We start from the raw sequence: 1,949 nt of genomic DNA, 5'->3' as shown, positions 1-1,949 counted from the left end.
CTCCGCATCGGTTTCGGGCAGGACTTCGGTGTGCGCCCAAAATTCGTGGGTCGGGTTGAAGTCGATGTATATCTCTTGGCTGGTACGGATGGCAAGTTGGTAGTAGGAATCAAAGTCGATGTTGTTGGCCTCGTTGATGTACAGCACCTGCCGCCTTGCTCCCCGAAGCCTTGCCTCGGAATCAGCGGAAAAGAACTCGATGGTGCTACCGTTGGCGAAGTTGTACTGCAGGAGCGTCTTGTTCCACCTATCGGGAACCCACCTGTGCGTCCATTGCATAATCTTGGCGAAGTCCTTGATGGCTCCCCTGCGTAGGTGAGGCACGGATTCGCTGACTACCGAAATCTCGGACTTGGGATGCTTGGCGGCGTGGTCGATGAGAACCGCAAGGATGCCGAAGGTCTTGGACGCAGACGTGCCGCCTTGGATGACCTTCTTCCGGGCCTGCATGGCCCGAATCTTCTTGATTGCCGTGGTGTACTTAAACTCCATTAGTAGTCAGGACAGGACTTGAACCTGTATGTTTACTCGTTTAGGCAATCAGACGAACAACTCTGAACCACTTAACTTTCAACGGTCTGCGTCTACCAATTCCGCCACCTGACTCTGACACAAAGATACAAATCTTTTGCAAACCTGCGCAACTACTCACCGAATAGGGGTTGCTCTATCGTTATGCTCGTTTCCTGTTTCTCAACCAAGCCGTTCAGTCGCTGGGTGATGGATGGGTTGTACTGACCAACCATACCACCCTCAATTTGGTCTTTGCGGATGGATTTCTTAATGCGTGAACAGACCTCCATGTATTCATCGTATAGCCCCCCTTGATTCGTGAAATACTGGTCTGCACCCTTGGCAATACCTTTATCCCACAGGAATAGTTGAAAGCCCTCCATTGTCAAAGGACGCTGCAATGGCTCAAGTTTCTGCTCGCCATCCTTGCCGACAAAGACGGTCTTGAGGCGTGGATTTGCCTTGACCTCTTCGGCATACTTGACAAATGCCTCCCAAAGGTCTTGTGGTGTTTCAAATACTCTTGGATGGCCTGCCATCAGTATTCGATTTTATCTATCAGTTGGTCAATCTTGTCCACGATTTTCATCTTGACAGCAAAGGCATTCGGCGCATTGGATTCATCGACCGCACCAATGCAGTCGCAGAGGGTGGTTATAACCATCATCAGCGAATCCATCCTCGCTTGGACCTGCGCTTCGGGGTCAGCCTTAGTCGAGTTCGCCAAGTTCTCGGAGTTTGTTTCTGCTCCAGCCGAGGGCTGCCTTCCCACCCCAAAGGAGGTATGAGATGTACCCGCAGTCGCTTGTACTGTCAGCGTTATCGTAGTAAGTTTCTGCCCTTGATAGGTAGGAATGCATACGTTTGATGGTAGCGAGTGAGATGGCCTCACCGCTTGCAAGCTGCTGCGCCCTGACCTTGCCAGTTTGGGTAGCACACTTGTTGCCATTCCTCTCGTTGAGTTCGATACCCCGCTTGGCGTTATTGCGTACCCCTTCGCCATAATCGGCGTAGGACTCGAATGCCTGACGCTTGTGGTTGGCGTAGAGATTGCCGCATACTGCAAGCCGTTGCTGGGCATCGGGGAACTCTGCGGTAGTGTTGGCGTTGGACATACAGCGTCCGAGGAATTGGTCGCTGGTTTCATTGCTTTGTGGGGTTGGTAAGGGCATGGGTAACGGTATGCTGGTTGTCTTGGGCGAAGGTGTCCGCCTGTTCGTAAATGTAGGAGAGGGCAGATTTTACGCAGTCGGCACACCACCAATTCGTGTTCGGTCGGCCGTGTGCTACAAGGATGGTCTGCAGGTCGCCAACGGCTTCGGGGGAAAGCCGCATATACAGGTGAGCTTGGTATTGCTCCCAATAATGGCGGTGCTTCTGGGCAGTGATGTACTCGTCTTGGGTCATCGGTTGGTCAGTTGCAGGATGACCACGGT

At 52.5% G+C, this 1,949-nt stretch carries 5 protein-coding genes; all 5 read right to left on the bottom strand.

All coding sequences use genetic code 11. The features are described from left to right. On the bottom strand, positions 1 to 492 hold a 492-nt coding region (locus tag EBS36_07375; protein NBU32968.1), incomplete at its 3' end, for a terminase. A 152-nt stretch (positions 493 to 644) separates the two neighbouring features. After that, positions 645 to 1,052 carry a hypothetical protein gene (locus EBS36_07370; protein ID NBU32967.1) on the bottom strand — a complete coding sequence of 136 codons (408 nt, stop codon included), beginning with the start codon at positions 1,050 to 1,052 and terminating at the stop codon, positions 645 to 647. Next, complete coding sequence (locus EBS36_07365) at positions 1,052 to 1,240, bottom strand: hypothetical protein (GenBank protein ID NBU32966.1); 189 nt, start codon at positions 1,238 to 1,240, stop codon at positions 1,052 to 1,054. Before EBS36_07365 ends, EBS36_07370 begins: the two co-directional genes overlap by 1 nt. Further along, on the bottom strand, positions 1,224 to 1,628 hold the full coding sequence (locus EBS36_07360; GenBank protein NBU32965.1) for a hypothetical protein: 405 nt from the start codon (positions 1,626 to 1,628) through the stop codon (positions 1,224 to 1,226). The genes EBS36_07365 and EBS36_07360 overlap by 17 nt, the downstream gene beginning before the upstream one ends. A gap of 28 nt (positions 1,629 to 1,656) precedes the next feature. After that, on the bottom strand, positions 1,657 to 1,949 hold a 293-nt coding region (locus EBS36_07355), incomplete at its 5' end, for a hypothetical protein (GenBank protein NBU32964.1).

The sequence above is a fragment of the Actinomycetota bacterium genome (genome assembly GCA_009923495.1).
In the GTDB taxonomy this organism is placed as follows: Bacteria; Actinomycetota; Actinomycetes; order S36-B12; family UBA5976; genus UBA5976.
The sequence above is the reverse complement of the archived record's forward strand: the minus strand, read 5'-3'. Positions and strand labels throughout refer to the sequence as shown.